The 17,115-nt window shown below is 42.7% G+C and carries 15 protein-coding genes; 8 read left to right on the top strand and 7 right to left on the bottom strand.

Annotation, left to right across the window (positions count from 1 at the left end):
- The first annotated feature begins 160 nt into the window (after positions 1-160).
- From pepN to HBL79_RS05005, 6 genes are all read left to right on the top strand, one after another.
- Positions 161-2,770 carry an aminopeptidase N gene (gene pepN / locus HBL79_RS04980; protein ID WP_046097393.1) on the top strand — a complete coding sequence of 870 codons (2,610 nt, stop codon included), beginning with the start codon at positions 161-163 and terminating at the stop codon, positions 2,768-2,770.
- Positions 2,771-2,918: 148 nt separating this feature from the next.
- Complete coding sequence (pyrD, locus tag HBL79_RS04985; protein ID WP_017806548.1) at positions 2,919-3,935, top strand: quinone-dependent dihydroorotate dehydrogenase; 1,017 nt, start codon at positions 2,919-2,921, stop codon at positions 3,933-3,935.
- A 343-nt stretch (positions 3,936-4,278) separates the two neighbouring features.
- Positions 4,279-5,115, top strand: coding sequence for an RNase RNM (gene rnm, locus HBL79_RS04990; protein WP_035684783.1), 837 nt, complete (start codon positions 4,279-4,281; stop codon positions 5,113-5,115).
- 153 nt (positions 5,116-5,268) lie between these two features.
- The gene (locus HBL79_RS04995) at positions 5,269-6,345 is read left to right on the top strand and encodes a 3-deoxy-7-phosphoheptulonate synthase (RefSeq protein WP_035684781.1); all 1,077 of its coding nucleotides are present in this window, start codon (positions 5,269-5,271) and stop codon (positions 6,343-6,345) included.
- Between the two features lie 18 nt (positions 6,346-6,363).
- Positions 6,364-7,488 carry a bifunctional chorismate mutase/prephenate dehydrogenase gene (tyrA, locus tag HBL79_RS05000; RefSeq protein ID WP_035684778.1) on the top strand — a complete coding sequence of 375 codons (1,125 nt, stop codon included), beginning with the start codon at positions 6,364-6,366 and terminating at the stop codon, positions 7,486-7,488.
- Between the two features lie 126 nt (positions 7,489-7,614).
- Positions 7,615-7,761, top strand: a complete 147-nt coding sequence (locus HBL79_RS05005) for a hypothetical protein (RefSeq protein ID WP_017806553.1) — start codon at positions 7,615-7,617, stop codon at positions 7,759-7,761.
- 60 nt (positions 7,762-7,821) lie between these two features.
- Here the strand turns inward: HBL79_RS05005 and HBL79_RS05010 are convergent, their stop codons facing one another.
- A complete protein-coding gene (locus tag HBL79_RS05010; RefSeq protein WP_035684770.1) occupies positions 7,822-8,619 on the bottom strand; it encodes an MOSC domain-containing protein in 798 nt (265 codons plus the stop codon).
- Positions 8,620-8,810: 191 nt separating this feature from the next.
- Here HBL79_RS05010 and greA point away from each other — a divergent pair, with 191 nt between their 5' ends.
- Positions 8,811-9,287: a transcription elongation factor GreA gene (greA, locus tag HBL79_RS05015; RefSeq protein ID WP_035684768.1), complete on the top strand. Its 477-nt coding sequence runs from the start codon at positions 8,811-8,813 to the stop codon at positions 9,285-9,287.
- A 130-nt stretch (positions 9,288-9,417) separates the two neighbouring features.
- Here greA and yhbY read toward each other — a convergent pair whose 3' ends face one another.
- The 4 genes from yhbY to xseB all read right to left on the bottom strand — a co-directional run bounded on the left by yhbY (position 9,418) and on the right by xseB (position 13,220).
- Complete coding sequence (gene yhbY, locus HBL79_RS05020) at positions 9,418-9,714, bottom strand: ribosome assembly RNA-binding protein YhbY (protein WP_017806556.1); 297 nt, start codon at positions 9,712-9,714, stop codon at positions 9,418-9,420.
- 351 nt (positions 9,715-10,065) lie between these two features.
- Complete coding sequence (gene dxs, locus HBL79_RS05025) at positions 10,066-11,925, bottom strand: 1-deoxy-D-xylulose-5-phosphate synthase (protein ID WP_017806557.1); 1,860 nt, start codon at positions 11,923-11,925, stop codon at positions 10,066-10,068.
- Between the two features lie 78 nt (positions 11,926-12,003).
- Positions 12,004-12,894: a (2E,6E)-farnesyl diphosphate synthase gene (ispA, locus tag HBL79_RS05030; protein WP_035685234.1), complete on the bottom strand. Its 891-nt coding sequence runs from the start codon at positions 12,892-12,894 to the stop codon at positions 12,004-12,006.
- A 38-nt stretch (positions 12,895-12,932) separates the two neighbouring features.
- Positions 12,933-13,220 (bottom strand): exodeoxyribonuclease VII small subunit, encoded by a 288-nt coding sequence (xseB, locus tag HBL79_RS05035; protein ID WP_035684766.1) that lies wholly within the window; start codon positions 13,218-13,220, stop codon positions 12,933-12,935.
- A 588-nt stretch (positions 13,221-13,808) separates the two neighbouring features.
- On the opposite strand from xseB, the gene thiI reads away from it, so the two are divergent.
- Positions 13,809-15,257 carry a tRNA uracil 4-sulfurtransferase ThiI gene (gene thiI, locus HBL79_RS05040; RefSeq protein WP_035684763.1) on the top strand — a complete coding sequence of 483 codons (1,449 nt, stop codon included), beginning with the start codon at positions 13,809-13,811 and terminating at the stop codon, positions 15,255-15,257.
- Between the two features lie 103 nt (positions 15,258-15,360).
- Here thiI and folK read toward each other — a convergent pair whose 3' ends face one another.
- Together folK and pcnB are read right to left on the bottom strand one after the other, a co-directional pair.
- Positions 15,361-15,840 (bottom strand): 2-amino-4-hydroxy-6-hydroxymethyldihydropteridine diphosphokinase, encoded by a 480-nt coding sequence (gene folK, locus HBL79_RS05045; protein ID WP_035684762.1) that lies wholly within the window; start codon positions 15,838-15,840, stop codon positions 15,361-15,363.
- Entirely contained in the window at positions 15,840-17,111 is a 1,272-nt protein-coding gene (gene pcnB / locus HBL79_RS05050; protein ID WP_370539164.1) for a polynucleotide adenylyltransferase PcnB, read from the bottom strand. Before pcnB ends, folK begins: the two co-directional genes overlap by 1 nt.
- Between the last annotated feature and the right edge of the window lie 4 nt (positions 17,112-17,115).

The raw sequence follows: 17,115 nt of genomic DNA on the forward strand, positions 1-17,115 counted from the left end.
AAATGAGAATGTTAAACCCACAGTAAACCCATAAGGCGAAATGGGTTTTTCTTGCAACTTTTCGCTAAAAATCATATCCTAAGCGAAGTTTTTCTTATCTTTAAAAGCGTCTATTTTTCCAGCACAATGGAAAGAAAAATAGTCCAATTTAGGTATCATTATGCAGACTAAAGCAAAATATAGAAAAGATTATCGAACCCCTGACTTCACCGTAACGGATATTTTTTTGGATTTCCAACTTGATCCTGAAAAGACCATTGTAACGGCGAAAAGCCAATATCAACGCTTGAACCCAGAAAGCACCACATTGCGTTTAGACGGACACAGTTTTCAATTCGCCGCCATTCGTTTAAACGGGGAAGATTTCAAACATTATCAACAAGATAGCGAAAGTTTAACGCTAGACTTAACGGGCGTAAGTGCGGATCAATTTCAGCTTGAAATTACAACTTACCTAAAACCTGCAGAAAATACCTCATTGCAAGGGCTGTATCAATCTGGTGAGGCATTATGTACTCAGTGCGAAGCGGAGGGTTTCCGCCAAATTACTTATATGTTGGATCGCCCTGATGTGCTTGCTCGTTACACCACGAAAATTACTGCGAATAAAGCCCAGTATCCTTATTTGCTTTCTAATGGTAATCGTATTGCCAGTGGTGATCTTGATGACGGACGGCATTGGGTGGAATGGCAAGATCCGTTCCCAAAACCAAGCTATTTGTTTGCCTTAGTGGCAGGGGATTTTGATCTGTTGCAAGATACCTTTACCACACAAAGCGGGCGTGAAGTGTTGCTTGAGCTTTATGTGGATCGTGGCAACTTAAATCGTGCCGATTGGGCGATGCAAAGCCTGAAAAAATCAATGAAGTGGGACGAAGAACGCTTCGGGCTAGAATATGATTTAGATATTTATATGATCGTCGCGGTGGATTTCTTCAATATGGGTGCAATGGAAAACAAAGGGTTGAATATTTTCAACTCAAAATTTGTGCTAGCCAACCCACAAACCGCCACAGATGAAGATTATTTGGCGATTGAAAGCGTGATCGCACACGAATATTTCCATAACTGGACAGGCAACCGTGTAACCTGTCGCGATTGGTTTCAACTGAGCTTAAAAGAAGGGCTGACCGTATTCCGCGATCAAGAATTTTCTTCTGATACGGGATCCCGTGCCGTAAATCGTATTAACAATGTGAAATTTTTGCGTACCGTGCAATTTGCTGAAGATGCAAGCCCAATGTCGCACCCAATCCGCCCTGAAAAAGTGATTGAAATGAATAATTTCTACACCGTAACCGTGTATGAAAAAGGGGCGGAAGTGATCAGAATGTTGCATACCTTATTGGGCGAACAAGGCTTCCAAGCGGGAATGCGGGAATATATTGCTCAAAATGATGGCAAAGCGGCTACTTGTGAAGATTTTATTCTTGCAATGGAAAAAGCCACAGGCGTGGATTTAACCCAATTCCGCCGTTGGTATAGCCAATCAGGTACGCCTGAATTAACCATCAGCGACAGCTATGATGAACGCAATCACATTTACCGTTTACAGGTTTCGCAAAACACCCCTGCGACGGCAGATCAAATGGAAAAAGTGAATTTACATATTCCATTAAAAATTGCCCTTTATGATGAGAACGGCGTTGAGCAGTCATTGCAACATAATGGGGAAGTGGTGAGCGATGTGCTGAATATTACCGCACAACATCAAACCTTTGAGTTTCATAATCTTTATGCTCGCCCCGTGCCAGCACTGTTATGCGATTTCTCAGCCCCTGTGAAATTGGATTATGATTACAGCACAAAACAGCTCATCACTTTGCTTAAATTCGCGAAAAATGATTTTATTCGTTGGGACGCAGCACAAATGCTGTTTAATAACGAGTTACGTCGTAACTTATCCAATTATCAGCAAGGGCAAAGCTTGGCATTTTCGAGCGAAATTTTGACCGCACTTCATCAAGTGCTGGAAAATTATCAACAAGATCCTGAGTTAACCACCTTAATTCTCACCTTGCCGAAAGAAACCGAATTTGCCGAGCTGTTTAAAACGATCGATCCTGAAGGTATCGCCGTGGTGCGTGAATTTATGTTGCGTACCCTTGCGGAACATTTGAAAGGGGATTTATTCCGCATTTATCAGCATATTCAGCTTGAAAGTTACCAAATAACCCAACAAGATATTGCGTTGCGAGCCTTGCGGAATTTATGTTTAAGCTACTTGGCATACACCCATTTAGGCAATAATTTAGTGTATAAACATTATATGAATGCCAATAATATGACAGATTGCCTTGCCGCACTCACGGCTGCGACCAAAGCACAGCTTCCTTGTTGTGAGGAATTGTTGAGTGATTTTGAACAAAAATGGCAACACGATGGCTTGGTAATGGATAAATGGTTCACCTTGCAAGCCACCCGCCCGAATGCGGAAGTCTTGCATAATGTGGTGCAATTAATGGATCACCCAAGTTTTAACTTTACCAATCCAAACCGCGTGCGTGCGTTGATTGGTAGCTTTGCGGGGCAAAATCCGCGTGCGTTCCATATGGCGGACGGCTCGGGCTATCGGTTCTTAACGGATATTTTAATCCGCCTAAACGAAACCAATCCGCAAGTGGCATCAAGATTAATTGAACCGTTGATTCGCTTTAAACGTTATGATGCACAGCGTCAAACTTTGATGAAACGAGCCTTAGAGCGATTAAGCGAAGTGGAAAATTTATCTCGAGATCTATTCGAGAAAATCGAAAAAGCACTTCAATAATGTAGCAAACAAAAGTGCGGTAATTTTTTACCGCACTTTTTTACCGTTGTTTCGATTCAAAATAAGACAAACTAACACCTATCTTGAAATCAAACGACAATGCAGTTTAACTATCCAGTGAGATAAACGAGCCAGAGAGACAATGAGTATGTACCCTTTAATTAGAAAAGCCTTGTTTTCCCTTGATGCGGAAAACGCCCACAATTTCACCATTCAAGCCTTAAAATTAGCGGGAAAACCGCCCTTTAACCAACTCTTCAAAACCCTCTTTCTTTGTCCGCAAGGCCAAGCAAAAACCGTTATGGGGATTAAATTTAAAAATCCCATTGGGCTTGCCGCGGGGGCAGATAAAAACGCCGAAGCCATTGATGGCTTTGGAGCAATGGGCTTTGGTTTTATTGAAGTAGGAACAGTAACGCCTTTAGGGCAAGAGGGCAACCCGAAGCCCCGCCAGTTCCGCCTTGTTGAAGCGGAGGGGATTATTAATCGTAATGGCTTTAATAATCGCGGCATTGATTATGTGATTGAAAATGTGAAAAAATCGCACTTTGACGGGGTTATCGGCATCAACATTGGGAAAAATAAAATTACCCCCATTGAACGCGGTAAAGAGGATTATCTTTATTGCTTAAACAAAGCCTACAACTATGCGGATTACATCACGGTGAATATTTCATCGCCCAACACGCCTGATTTACGCCAGTTGCAATATGGCGACGCGTTGGAGGATTTGTTGCGAAGCATTAAGGCTCGTCAGCAGATTTTGGCGAACCAATATAACAAATATGTGCCGATCGCGGTGAAAATTGCCCCCGATTTGACAGAGGCGGAGCTAGTACAAATCGCCGATACTTTACGCCGTAACAACATTGACGGTGTGATCGCCACCAACACGACCATTGCAAGGGAGAATGTGCAAGGGCTTAAACACGCTCAAGAAATTGGCGGGCTAAGCGGAAAACCGTTGCAACAAAAAAGCACCCAAATCATCGCAAGACTACAGCAAGAGTTACAAGGCGAAATCCCGATTATCGGCAGCGGCGGCGTTGATAGCCTTGCTAGTGCGAAAGAAAAAATCGCCGCAGGGGCAGAGCTTCTGCAAGTGTATTCGGGCTTGATTTATCACGGCCCTGCGTTAATTCGTGAGTTAGTGAAGCATATTTAATTATGCCTTGTTCTCGCAATCACCTTAGCGATAAAACGGGTGGACGAATGCGTCCGCCCCTATTTTTTGCGGAAAAACGCTTGAAAAACGCACCGCACTTTTATCGTTGCTTGTTTTCAACATCAGAGGGTGTTGCTCATTCCCTTACTTTGCTACATTGTATTTGAACTAAAACAGTTAGACGAAAGCCTTGAGCGTTAAAATTATCGTCGTTTAGGTTCAACATTGATCCGCTGGCACTACAATGAGTACGGCAAAGCAAGCTAATGCGGTATTCCTTTGAAATCGAGTGCCCTTAAAAAGCAAAACGCGGGATTATTACCCTTTTTATTTAGGAAACAGAATGAATCAAATTTATGACTTACATTGCCACAGCACCGCTTCAGACGGGGTGTTAAGCCCAAGTGAAGTGGTGCAACGTGCCTATGAACAGCAGGTTTCGGTGTTAGCCTTGACGGATCACGATAGCATTTCAGGCTTGGACGAAGCTCAGGCTCAGGCTGATCGATTGGGAATGCGGCTGATTAATGGCGTTGAGATTTCTACCCAGTGGGAAAATCGAGCCATTCACATTGTGGGATTAGATTTTGAAAAAACGCACCCAAAAATGACCGCACTTTTACAACAACAAGCGGAGAAACGCTTAGAAAGAGCGGTAAAAATTGGCGAAAAACTGGCTAAGATCGGTGTTGAAAATGCCTTTGAAGGGGCGAAAAAATTTACCCAAGGGGAAGTAACCAGAGCCCATTACGCCCGCTATTTAGTGGAAATCGGCAAGGTATCCAATATCAATCAAGCCTTTAAAAAGTATCTCTCGCAAGGAAAATCTGCCTATGTTAAAGCGGAGTGGGTGGATATTCCCACTGCTATTGAGGTTATTCATCAGGCGGGCGGGCAAGCGGTGTTAGCACACCCGTTACGCTACACCTTAACCACAAAATGGATTAAAAAATTGATTGCCGATTTTGCACAAAGTGGCGGCGATGCCATTGAGGTAGCTGGCTGTGGGCAAACCAAAGATCAGCGGTTATTGCTTGCTCGTTGGGCAGTGGAACAGGGGCTTTATGGCTCGGTAGGGTCAGATTTTCACTTTCCTTGCGGTTGGATTGAACTAGGGCGTTCCCTCCATTTGCCTGAAACCATTCCGCCAATTTGGCAAAAATTTTCTGCCGTTGCGTAAAAAGAAGTTGAACTTGGGAAAATTTAAGTGTAATTTATACCTTACATTTGTTGTATATAAAAATTTACACTCTAATTAATAGACGTAAAGGCAATGAAACAAAAACAATGAAACAAAAACAATGAAACATAAAAAAGCAAATAGGAAAGCAAAATGAACAATGTCGCTCATAAAGATAGTATCCATAATGTGAATATTGTGAATGAAAAAGTGTTAATCACGCCAAGCGAGCTAAAAGCCAAATTACCCCTGCCCGCTCATTTACGTCAGCAAATTGAACAATCTCGCCGAGATATTGCCAATATCATTCATAAAAAAGATCCGCGTTTGTTGGTGGTGATTGGGCCTTGCTCCATTCACGATCCCTTGGCAGCGATTGATTATGCGAAAAAGTTAAAAGCACTGGCGGACGAAGTGAAAGACCAGCTCTACATCGTAATGCGGGTGTATTTTGAAAAGCCCCGCACTACCGTAGGTTGGAAAGGGTTGATTAATGATCCAAAAATTGACGGCAGTTTTGATGTGGAACACGGCTTGCACATTGCCCGCCAATTATTATTAGAATTGGCAGAAATGGGCTTGCCACTGGCAACCGAAGCCCTTGACCCGATTACACCGCAATATATGGCGGATTTATTTAGCTGGTCGGCGATTGGGGCGAGAACCACGGAATCTCAAACCCATCGCGAATTAGCCTCAGGCTTATCAATGGCTGTGGGTTTTAAAAACGGCACTGACGGCAGTATCGCCACCGCGATTAACGCAATGAAAGCCTCCGCAATGGGACATAGTTTTATCGGCATTAATCAGCAAGGGCAAGTGAATTTATTGCATACGGCAGGCAACCCTGACGGGCATATTATTTTACGCGGCGGCAAAGCACCGAATTACCAAGCGGAATTTGTGCAACAAGCGGAGCAAGAGCTACAAAATGCAGGGCTAGAAGCGGCGATTATGGTGGATTGTAGCCACGGCAATTCAAATAAAGACTACCGTCGCCAGCCGATTGTGGCAGAAGATGTCATTCAGCAAATTGTGAATGGCAATCAGTCGATTATTGGTGTAATGTTAGAAAGTCATCTTAACGCGGGCAATCAATCGGCGGAGCAACCTGTGAGCGAAATGCAATATGGCGTGTCGATCACCGATGCCTGTATTGATTGGGCGACAAGTGAGCAACTTTTACGCCAAATGACGCACGCATTAGCCAATAAATCAAAATCACTGTAAAGAAATAAGGACAGTCAGGTGGACGCATTAAACGCATTACGCACAGAAATTGACGAGCTGGATCACGAATTATTACATCTCTTTGCCAAACGGCTTGCTTTGGTGAAAAAAGTGGGAGAAATTAAGCATCAGCAAGGTTTGCCGATTTATGTACCTGAGCGAGAAGCGGCGATGTTGCAAGCCAGACGGCAAGAGGCGGAAAATCTTGGCGTTCCCCCTGATTTGATCGAAGATGTGCTACGCCGTTTAATGCGAGAGTCTTATAGCCGTGAAAATCAGTTTGGCTTTAAAACGGTCAATCCGCATATCAAAAAAATCGTCATTGTTGGCGGAAACGGGAAACTGGGCGGGCTATTTGGGCGTTATTTGCAACTTTCAGGCTACCACGTTGAAAATTTAGGGCGAAACGATTGGGACAAAGCCGAGCAGATCTTAGCGGGGGCGAATGTGGTGATTGTGTCTGTGCCGATTGTGAATACGGTGGAAACTATCGAACGTCTAGCCCCTTATCTCAATGAAGAAATGTTGCTGACGGATCTCACCTCAGTGAAAAAAGCTCCGCTGGCTAAAATGTTAGCTGTGCATAAAGGGGCAGTGGTGGGCTTGCACCCAATGTTTGGGCCTGATATTGCCAGTATGGCAAAACAAGTGGTCGTGCGTTGTGATGGGCGTTTTCCTGAACGTTATCAGTGGTTGCTTGATCAAATTAGCATTTGGGGAGCGAAAATCTACCAAGTGGACGCCAGCGAACACGATCAAAGTATGACCTATATTCAAGCCTTACGCCATTTTGCTACCTTCGCCAATGGTTTGCATTTATCTAAGCAACCAGTGGATTTAGCCAAATTGCTCGCGTTGTCTTCACCGATTTATCGCTTAGAATTGGCGATGATTGGGCGTTTATTTGCTCAAGACGGGGCGTTGTATGCGGATATTATTATGGATAAACCCGAAAATCTCGCTGTGATTGAAAGCTTAAAACAAAGTTATGAAGAAAGCCTCAAATTCTTTGAACAAGGGGATAAACAAGGCTTTACCCAAGCCTTTAACCAAGTTCGCGACTGGTTTGGCGACTATTCCGAGCAATTCCTCAAAGAAAGCCGCCAGCTTTTGCAACAGGCGAATGATAATCGCCATATTTAAGCGAAAGAGAGCGATCCTAGCCAAGCAAACGCATCACTTTGAACAACAACCCCGCCTTGGCAACTCAGTGATGCCCCAGAGAGCTATATTCAATCAGAATGTCGAGGCATTATCGGATTTAAAATTGTGATTGAACAGATTGAAGGCAAATATAAATTGAGCCAAAATCAATCCGATGAAAACAAACAAAGCGTTGTTCATTGCTTACGGCAAGCAAACCATTTCCCCGCTACGCAAATGGCTGAGTTGATTGAGAAATATTTAAAAAATTAGTTCTGATAGATTTATTAGTTAAATAGCGATATTTTACTTGAGAAAAATACCGCACTTAATTTAACGATAAGATAAAACTTTTACCTCATCCCCATTTCTGATGGTGCCAGTGCTAAGTGGAATTAGGTTGATTCCAAATAAAGGCATTCCTTGCTCATTTGTATTCATTTTTTTCAATGTTCTGAATGGCTCCATTTTAGGCTCCATTTGATATTTATCCAGTAGATTTCTTGTGATCAATGTACAACGCTCACAAGGTTTACTATGTAAAAAAATAACATTACCAATTTGAATTTTTTCCCATTGCTGTTCTTCAAAAGGTGATAATCCTTCAATAATAATATTAGGTCTAAACTGTAGGGCAGAAATTGAAATTGGGCAAGATTGTTGAACTACATTGAATGAAGACTCTGTCGTAAGTAATAGCGGATAACCATCTGCAAAAGAAAGGGGGTGATTAGGGTAGCGTTTTATAGTTCGCTGTGAGTTTTTACCTAGCCAGCGTAATTGTACTGATCTTCCAATGATTTTACTAAACCATTGATTAATCTCTTCAGGGGCGACGAAAGATCGAAAATTATTATGCCATACTTCACAGGGCTGGATTTGTTGAAAATCTTGATATTCAACTTGAATATCGGAATAATTTTTGTATTGAATATACAGACCAGATGGAGTAGGGAAAGCCGAAAATGAATAAAGCAGGGCATCTTTTCTTGCTGTAATAAATGTGCCATCAAGTTCAGTGAGCATAAATTCTCTATCAAAATTAAGCCCTTGGGGATAAACAACAGCCTGAGAAACTTCGTAAGGTTGTGTTGATTTTATTGGATATAAATAAATATGTTGGAGTTTCATCTAATTCCTTATTATTTTAGATATAAGAAGCCATCTTAGTTGCTATTTTTTTATAGAAGAACAATAATATAGAGGATTTAATTCTGAGTAAAATTATTTCTCGGGTTAGGGTAGAATTTTTATTTGTGATAACGAAGAGGTATGACTTCGTTGTGGGTTTATTTTAGTTAGAAAAGGAACAAGGATTGATTATGCAACAGATTCCAATGACAGTACGTGGAGCGGAACAATTAAAAGAAGAACTTGAGTTCTTAAAGAATATACGTCGTCCTGAGATCATTAAAGCGATAGCTGAAGCGCGTGAACATGGCGATTTAAAAGAAAATGCGGAATATCATGCAGCACGCGAGCAACAAGGATTTTGTGAAGGAAGAATTCAAGAAATTGAAGGAAAACTTGCAAATAGCCAAATAATAGATGTTACGAAAATACCCAATAATGGAAGGGTGATATTTGGGGCTACAATAGTGCTATTAAATGTAAATACCGATGAAGAAGTGAGCTATCAGATTGTGGGGGATGATGAGGCTGATATTAAGCAGGGGCTAATTTCCGTTAATTCGCCAATTGCTCGCGGATTAATTGGTAAAGAGATTGACGATAGTGTGACTATTTCAACCCCCGGGGGTATGGTTGAATTTGAGATTATTAGTGTGGAGTACAAATAAAAATAGAGCGTATAGAAATATACTTCAAAAGTTAGATATCTTTAATTCAAAAACTAAGCCCTGTATTGCACAGGGCTTAGCTTTTTATTTAGTTGTATAATCATCCTGTTAGGTGCTGTTCATAGGGTCGCTATTTTTTAGGCAAAACAATCTTATGCTCTTCGCTTGGTCGGTAGAGTACGAGAATATGCCCAATTGTTTGAATAGCAACAGCCTGAGTTTCTCTTAAGATTGCATTAATAATAAGTTGCTTAGTTTCACGATCGGCACCAGAAATTTTTACTTTAATCAATTCATGGTGATTTAGTGTATTGTCTATTTCCGCAATCACCCCCTCGGTTAATCCATTCCCACCTAACATGACAACAGGATTTAAATGATGGGCTAATCCTTTTAAATATTGTTTTTGTTTTGTTGATAGTGACATTAAAGTTTTACCTTAACTATTGAGTTTTACAAATTCCATTAATTTGACTATTTTAACCTTAAATTAATATTTAATAAAGTTAATGGCATATTTCATAGAGATGTTATATCTTTAAATTATATCTATCTAGATTAAAAAATAATATGCCATTCTATTGGATTAAAACCTTATTAAGATTTCTTTGGCTCTCTATCTTTAACTTAAAAGGGAAATAAAAAAAATGCCACATTTAATAAAATGTGGCAGAGAGGTTTTTAATGAAAAATTTTTTGAAAAAGACTGTCGCACTTATCATTGCAACACACTAGCATTTACTAAGACCATTGCGGCGGCAAATAGTTCATCGAGATTTTAGATTTTTTCACTTTTTTGTAAAAAATTTATAATTTGCTCTTCAATGCCTTCTACGTCGAGTTTTAAATCTGCCAAAATTTCTTGTTGTGTTCCTTGTGGGATAAAGAAATCAGGCAAGCCGAGTTGTAAAAGTGCGGTGTTTTTTTGTTGAGAATTTAACACTTCCGCAACGGCACTTCCCGCCCCGCCTTGAATGGCATTTTCTTCCAAGGTAACCAATAAAGAATGGTTTTCGGCAAGTTGTAAAATTAAGGCTTCATCAAGCGGTTTGACAAATCGCATATCAACCAGTGTAGCGTTTAATTTCTCTGCCACCGCTTTCGCATTTGGCAGCAGCGTCCCAAAGTTTAAAATGGCGATATGTTGTCCTTCTCGCAGGATTTTCCCTTTTCCGATTTGCAGCATAGCGAGAGGTTCAAGGGCGACACCTAAAGCATTGCCACGCGGATAACGCACGGCGGCAGGTTTGCCACATTGATAGCCCGTGTAAAGCATTTGGCGACATTCATTTTCATCACTTGGGGTCATAATCACCAAATTCGGAATGCAACGCAGAAAACTGAGATCGAACGCCCCTTGGTGCGTTTGCCCGTCAGCCCCTACAACACCTGCCCGATCAATAGCAAAAAGCACGGGCAGATTTTGAATTGCCACGTCGTGGATTACCTGATCGTAGGCGCGCTGTAAAAAAGTGGAATAAATGGCAACCACAGGTTTAAAGCCTGCAATGGCAAGCCCAGCGGCAAAGGTAACGGCGTGCTGTTCAGCAATGGCAACGTCAAAATATTGCTCAGGGAAACGGTTGGAAAATTCCACCATTCCTGAGCCTTCACGCATTGCGGGGGTGATGCCGATTAATTTCGGATCTTGTGCTGCCATTTCGCATAGCCAGTTACCAAAAATTTGTGAGTAAGTTGGCGTGTTGGATTTCGGCAATTTGCCACTTGAGGGGTCAAATTTTGGCACGCCGTGGAAGCCGATAGGATCTTTCTCCGCGGGTTCATAGCCTTTGCCTTTTTTGGTTTTGATGTGCAGAAATTGCGGGCCTTTTAGGGTTCGCATATTGCTCAAGGTGGTAATTAATTCTTCCACATTATGACCGTCAATCGGGCCAATATAATTAAAACCCAGTTCTTCAAACATCGTGCCGATCGGGGAAACAAAGCCTTTAACGTGCTCTTCCGTCTTTTTGACAAATTCTTTGATCGGCGGCACACCCGCTAAGATTTTTTTTCCACTTTCTCGTAGGGTAGAGTAGAGCGAGCCTGAAAATAAGCGGGCAAGATAATTGTTCAATGCCCCGACATTTTCTGAAATCGACATTTCATTATCATTGAGAATAACAAGCATATCTGTATGTAATGATCCAGCGTGATTTAAGGCCTCAAACGCCATTCCTGCGGTAATCGCCCCATCGCCAATCACACAAATGGTTTTACGCCCTGCGTTTTCTTTTTGTGCGGCTACCGCAATCCCCAATCCTGCACTAATAGAGGTGGAAGAATGCCCCACGCTCAGCACATCAAATTCGCTTTCATCACGCCAAGGGAAAGGGTGAAGCCCATTTTTTTGCCGAATGGTGGACATTCTTTCGCGGCGACCTGTGAGAATTTTGTGCGGATAGGCTTGATGCCCCACGTCCCAAATAAGTTGGTCAAAAGGGGTTTTAAACACATAATGCAATGCTACTGTTAGCTCCACCGTGCCAAGCCCAGATGCCAAATGTCCACTGCTTTGACTAACACTTTCCAATAAATATCCGCGTAATTCCTTACACAACTGAGGGAGCTGATCTTTATTTAAAAGACGTAAATCGTCTGGTGAATTAATCAGTGATAAAAGAGGATAATTTTCCATTGTTAATCAAATCCAAAAAAGGGTTAAATTTAGACCGCACTTTATTTTATCGTTGTTTAAGGCGGTGTCCTACGCTGTTTAATTTTTTCTTGTTACGATAAATTCCGCAAGAGCTTTAAGTGCGGTACTATCAAATGGCACATTTTCTAGTGCATCAAGGGATTGTTGATAAAGCTGATGAGCCTTTTGTTTTGCCCCCGCCAAGCCTAATAATTTCGGATAGGTGCTTTTATCTGCTGCCACATCTGCCCCCGCGGTTTTGCCGAGAATTTCGCTCTCGCCCTCAATATCTAAAATGTCATCTTGTACTTGAAACGCAAGCCCAATGGCGGCGGCGTAGCGTTCAAGTTGTTCAGCTAATGGCTGATTTTGATAGTGCGGGGAGCAAATAAAGCCCATTTTTAACGCACAACTGAGTAACGCCCCCGTTTTGTTACGGTGAATTTTTTCCAACTCCGCAAGGCTAACCTGTTGATGTTCTGCTTGTAAATCAAGGCTTTGCCCTAAGCACATTCCTTTCACGCCCGACGCTTGAGCCAGCTCAGCCACTAAGGCAAGACGTTGTTCAGCGGACAAATTTGGTGTTTGGCTTAACAGCTCAAAAGCAAAGGCTTGCAACGCATCACCCGCTAAAATTGCCGTGGCTTCATCAAAGGCGATGTGGCAGGTGGCGTGTCCACGTCTGAGGCTGTCGTTATCCATCGCGGGCAAGTCATCGTGTACCAAAGAATAGGCGTGGATCGCTTCAATGCTTGCGGCGGCATAATCTAAATGAGTAGGATCAGCCCCGAGCATTTTCCCCGTTGCGTAAACTAAAAAAGGACGAACCCGCTTGCCACCGAGCAATAAGGCATATTTCATCGCCTCAGCGAGGGGCGAGGGGCGGCTGTCAATCGGCTCAAATTGCTGAGCGAGAAAATGATTGATCCGCACTTGGCATTGTTGTAAATCTTGTGAAAAGTGATACATAGCAGCTGATTGGTTAATTTTTTGTGTTCGGTTTCGCATTAAAAGGAAAAATTTTCCTCATCATTTTGCTTCTCATTTTTCGCAGGGTAATCGCTTAATGCCGCTTTATCGCTTTTCGACAGTAAAATTTGAATACGCTGTTCCGCTTGCTGTAAGCGTTCTTGCCCTTGCTGTGCCAATTTGATTCCTTCCTCAAAATCTTTTAACGCTTGTTCTAAGGGCAAATCGCCGTTTTCCAAGCGTGAAACCAAGGTTTCAAGCTGGGTTAATGTGCTTTCAAAATCTAAAGCGTTCTCGTCCGCCTTTTGCGTTGCTTTGCGTGCCATTGTTTATCCTATTATGAAGCCAAAATAAATGCCACATTGTACGGTATTTTTGTGTGCTTGTTAATGAATATAGGTAAACTTCTTTCGGTTTTATGTTGGGGAGGATTGCTTTTTTCTTTGGGGAGATAACGGTTTCGCCGTTGGCGACTTACTTTCTTTTGCTTATCCAAAAGTGAGTAAGCAAAGAAAAGTATACCCCGACTATCGCAAAATTTCTTTTACTGTCATACTGCGTTGTTTTGCCTTGCCGTACTTTTGTACTGTCTGCGGCAAAACGCCTTGTCTGGCAGTAAGAAATTTTGCGAACATTGCTGTTCCTCATTTCAATAAAATTTTGTAAGCCTGATGTTCGCTTCGCTCTCGCTCGGCGTTACTTTTCTGAAAATTTTATTTTCATTCGGGCAATTTGTACGGGGAAGAAAAAGAGCGATTTTAAAAAGTGCGGTGGTTTTTTTTAGGGTGTTTTTGCATTGAGAAAAAACGGCATTAGAAACCACCGCACTTCTAAATATGCGTTGATGCTTTGGGGATTGGGGAAAGATGTTGTACAATATCGCCCAATTTTTTTCTTGATATAGAAACGTGCTAATGAAATTTATTATTAAACTTTTCCCTGAAATTATGATTAAAAGTGAAAGCGTGCGGAAACGTTTTATTAAAATCTTAACGGGGAATATTCGCAATATTTTGAACAAGTATGATGACAGCGTTGCGGTGGTGAAGCACTGGGATTACATTGAAGTGCGGTCGAAAAATGAGGTAAATCGGGCGTTGCTCATCGAATTGTTGGGGCGGGTTCCCGGCATTCATCATTTTCTTGAAGTGGAAGAAAAGCCTTTCGCTGATTTGCACGATATTTTTCAGCAAACCTTGCAAGATGTCGCTCCGTTACTGGAAAACAAAACCTTTTGCGTTCGCGTGAAACGCAAGGGGAAACACGATTTTTCTTCTTTAGACGTGGAACGCTATGTGGGGGGCGGGTTAAATCAGCATATCGCCAGTGCAAAAGTCAAGCTGAGCCAGCCTGAGGTTACGGTTCGCATTGACATTGAAGATGACAAAATGATGTTGGTGAAAGCACGTCATCTTGGGCTTGGCGGTTATCCGATTGGCACGCAAGAAGATGTGCTTTCGTTGATCTCGGGCGGTTTTGACTCTGGCGTATCCAGTTATATGCTCGTTCGTCGTGGTTCAAGGGTGCATTATTGCTTCTTTAATCTTGGCGGTGCGGCACACGAAATCGGCGTGAAGCAAATGGCGTATCACATTTGGAATCGTTTTAGCGGATCGCACAAGGTGCGTTTTGTGGCGATTAATTTTGAGTCTGTGGTCGCGGAGATTTTAGAAAAAATTGACAATGGACAAATGGGCGTAGTGTTGAAGCGTATGATGGTGCGAGCGGCGAGCAAAGTTGCGGAGCGTTTCGGCATTCAAGCCATTGTTACGGGTGAAGCCTTAGGGCAAGTTTCTAGCCAAACCTTAACCAATTTGCGTTTAATTGATGAAGCAGCAGAGGCGTTGGTGCTACGTCCGCTTATCACCCACGATAAAGAACAAATTATCGCAATGGCGAAAGAAATTGGCACGGAGGATATTGCAAAATCAATGCCGGAATTTTGTGGGGTGATTTCTAAAAATCCGACGGTTAAAGCGGTGCGAGAAAAAATTCTCCACGAAGAAGCCCAGTTTGATTTCAGCATTTTAGAAAGTGCGGTGCAAAATGCACAGTATTTAGACATTCGACAAATCGCTGAGCAAACCGAAAAAGAGGTAGTGGAAGTGGATACGGTTTCCATTTTAGGCGAGAACGATGTGGTGCTTGATATTCGTAGCCCCGAAGAAAGCGATGAAAACCCGTTGCAATTAGCGAATGCCACAGTCCAGCTAATGCCGTTTTATAAACTCTCCAGCCAATTTGCTGAGTTAGATCAAAGCAAAACCTATGTGCTTTATTGTGAACGCGGGGTAATGAGCAAGCTTCAAGCACTTTATTTAAAAGATAAAGGGTTTAAAAATGTAAAAATACTGAGCAAGTAAATAGGTTATCCCTCGCTTTTATTTGGGTAGAGGGATTTGAACTTAATTAGTCTGGTGCATTGCTCATTGTTAGATTACATTTAGTTACAATTTCGTTACAAAGTTACGTCAATTTTTGCATATTATGCTGAGTAAAATGTGCCACTAATGTTTCCACCGCTGTGCCATCAGGCAAAATGAGATCGGGGGCGATGTCGTAGAGTGGCACGATCACAAATTCGCGATTTTTCATATCATAATGGGGCAGAGTGAGGCGTTCTGACTGCCTTATTTCTTTGTCATAAAGCAGTATATCCAAATCCAACGTGCGTTCGCCCCAACGGCGTAAACGCACACGCCCCTGTTCCTTTTCAATGCGTTGTAGCTCATTGAGCAAGGCTAAGGGGGAAAGGGCCGTGTGCAGGCAAGCCACCGCATTAACGTAGTCGGGCTGATCTTGCGGCCCGAGCGGTTTGCTTTGGTAGAACGGGCTAACGGCGATTAATTCGCTATCCGCCAGCTCCGCTAAGGCTTTGAGGGCATTTTCAAGCTGTTGTACTGGGGTGGCTAAATTACTGCCCAAAGCGATATAGACGCATTTCATTAGGCTGATGCCTCTTTATTGATGCGGCGTTTGCGAGAGCGATAGCGTTTTTTCTTCGCCGCGGGATAACGCTTTTGCTGCTCTTGCACGAGGGCATTACGCTGTTCTTCATTACTGAATTGATATTCGTGCCACCACGTCGCTAGCTCAATAGCTTCGCCACCTTCCACTTGGGCACGCATTGCCAGCAAATCAAAAGCTGCCCTAAATTTAGGGTGTGCCATCACGCGAGCAGGCTGGTTGCCTGTGCGTTTTAAGAGTTGTAATTGCAAGAACCAAATATCGCGAATTACCGTAGTATGACGGCGTGGGGCAGCCAGTGCGGTGCAAAATTGATCAATAATTTCATTGCCTGCCAAAGCGTAAGCGTCGTGATTATTCAGCCCTCCCTCGTTTTTGAGGACTTCCACTTTTTCCCTGAGCGGATACCAGAAGAAACAGGCAAACAAAAAGGCAGGATTAATGCGTAAATTATCCGCAATACGTTCATCGGTAGAGGTTAACGCGGTGAGGATCATTCGCTCCGCAAAGCTGTCTTGTTTTTCCGTGAAGTAGGGCATTAAGCTCGGGAATAATTGTTCAAATAAGCCAAATTGACGCAACAGATGGTAGGTTTTCACCCCGTTGCCCGTTTGCAGAAGTTTTTGGCTTTCATCGTATAAACGTGCAGGCGGAATGTGGCGTAACAAATGAGCCATTTCTCGAATTGGCGTTTCCGTTGGCTTTTCTAAGAACATATCTAGCTTCGCCATAAAGCGGATTGCACGCAGCATTCGCACAGGATCTTCTTGATAGCGAACCACAGGATCACCAATAAGGCGTAATTTGCCCGCTTTCAGATCTTCCACCCCGTTAAAATAATCGCGTAAGCTGTTATCTTGCGGATTATAATACAAGGCGTTTACACTGAAATCACGGCGTTCTGCATCTTGCTCAAGTGTGCCGTAAACGTTATCTCGCAACAGCATACCTTCATCGCTTTGCTTGGATTGACGTTCGCTGTGATGTTCGGAATGATTCGCACGGAATGTCGCCACTTCGATAATATCCCGTCCGAACATTATGTGAGCGAGGCGGAAACGGCGACCAATCAGGCGACATTGGCGTTGGAAAATGGCTTGCACTTGTTCAGGGCGTGCATTGGTTGCCACATCAAAATCTTTTGGTTTTTGCTCTAACAGTAAATCTCGCACACAGCCACCGACGATGTAGGCTTCATAGCCGTTACGCTGTAATTTTTGTACTACCGTCAAGGCATTTTTACTCATCATTCGC

It is taken from the genome of Avibacterium paragallinarum (assembly GCF_011765605.1).
Classification (GTDB): domain Bacteria; phylum Pseudomonadota; class Gammaproteobacteria; order Enterobacterales; family Pasteurellaceae; genus Avibacterium; species Avibacterium paragallinarum.

What these genes read in the sequence shown, in the direction of transcription:
- ispA (WP_035685234.1), bottom strand. Translation starts at nt 12,894, where the DNA reads ATGTATCACTTTTCACAAGATTTACAACAATGCCAAGTGCGGATCAAT.
- xseB (WP_035684766.1), bottom strand. Translation starts at nt 13,220, where the DNA reads ATGGCACGCAAAGCAACGCAAAAGGCGGACGAGAACGCTTTAGATTTT.
- pcnB (WP_370539164.1), bottom strand. Translation starts at nt 17,111, where the DNA reads ATGATGAGTAAAAATGCCTTGACGGTAGTACAAAAATTACAGCGTAAC.
- pyrD (WP_017806548.1), top strand. Translation starts at nt 2,919, where the DNA reads ATGTACCCTTTAATTAGAAAAGCCTTGTTTTCCCTTGATGCGGAAAAC.
- pepN (WP_046097393.1), top strand. Translation starts at nt 161, where the DNA reads ATGCAGACTAAAGCAAAATATAGAAAAGATTATCGAACCCCTGACTTC.
- dxs (WP_017806557.1), bottom strand. Translation starts at nt 11,925, where the DNA reads ATGGAAAATTATCCTCTTTTATCACTGATTAATTCACCAGACGATTTA.
- thiI (WP_035684763.1), top strand. Translation starts at nt 13,809, where the DNA reads ATGAAATTTATTATTAAACTTTTCCCTGAAATTATGATTAAAAGTGAA.
- folK (WP_035684762.1), bottom strand. Translation starts at nt 15,840, where the DNA reads ATGAAATGCGTCTATATCGCTTTGGGCAGTAATTTAGCCACCCCAGTA.
- rnm (WP_035684783.1), top strand. Translation starts at nt 4,279, where the DNA reads ATGAATCAAATTTATGACTTACATTGCCACAGCACCGCTTCAGACGGG.
- HBL79_RS04995 (WP_035684781.1), top strand. Translation starts at nt 5,269, where the DNA reads ATGAACAATGTCGCTCATAAAGATAGTATCCATAATGTGAATATTGTG.
- HBL79_RS05010 (WP_035684770.1), bottom strand. Translation starts at nt 8,619, where the DNA reads ATGAAACTCCAACATATTTATTTATATCCAATAAAATCAACACAACCT.
- yhbY (WP_017806556.1), bottom strand. Translation starts at nt 9,714, where the DNA reads ATGTCACTATCAACAAAACAAAAACAATATTTAAAAGGATTAGCCCAT.
- greA (WP_035684768.1), top strand. Translation starts at nt 8,811, where the DNA reads ATGCAACAGATTCCAATGACAGTACGTGGAGCGGAACAATTAAAAGAA.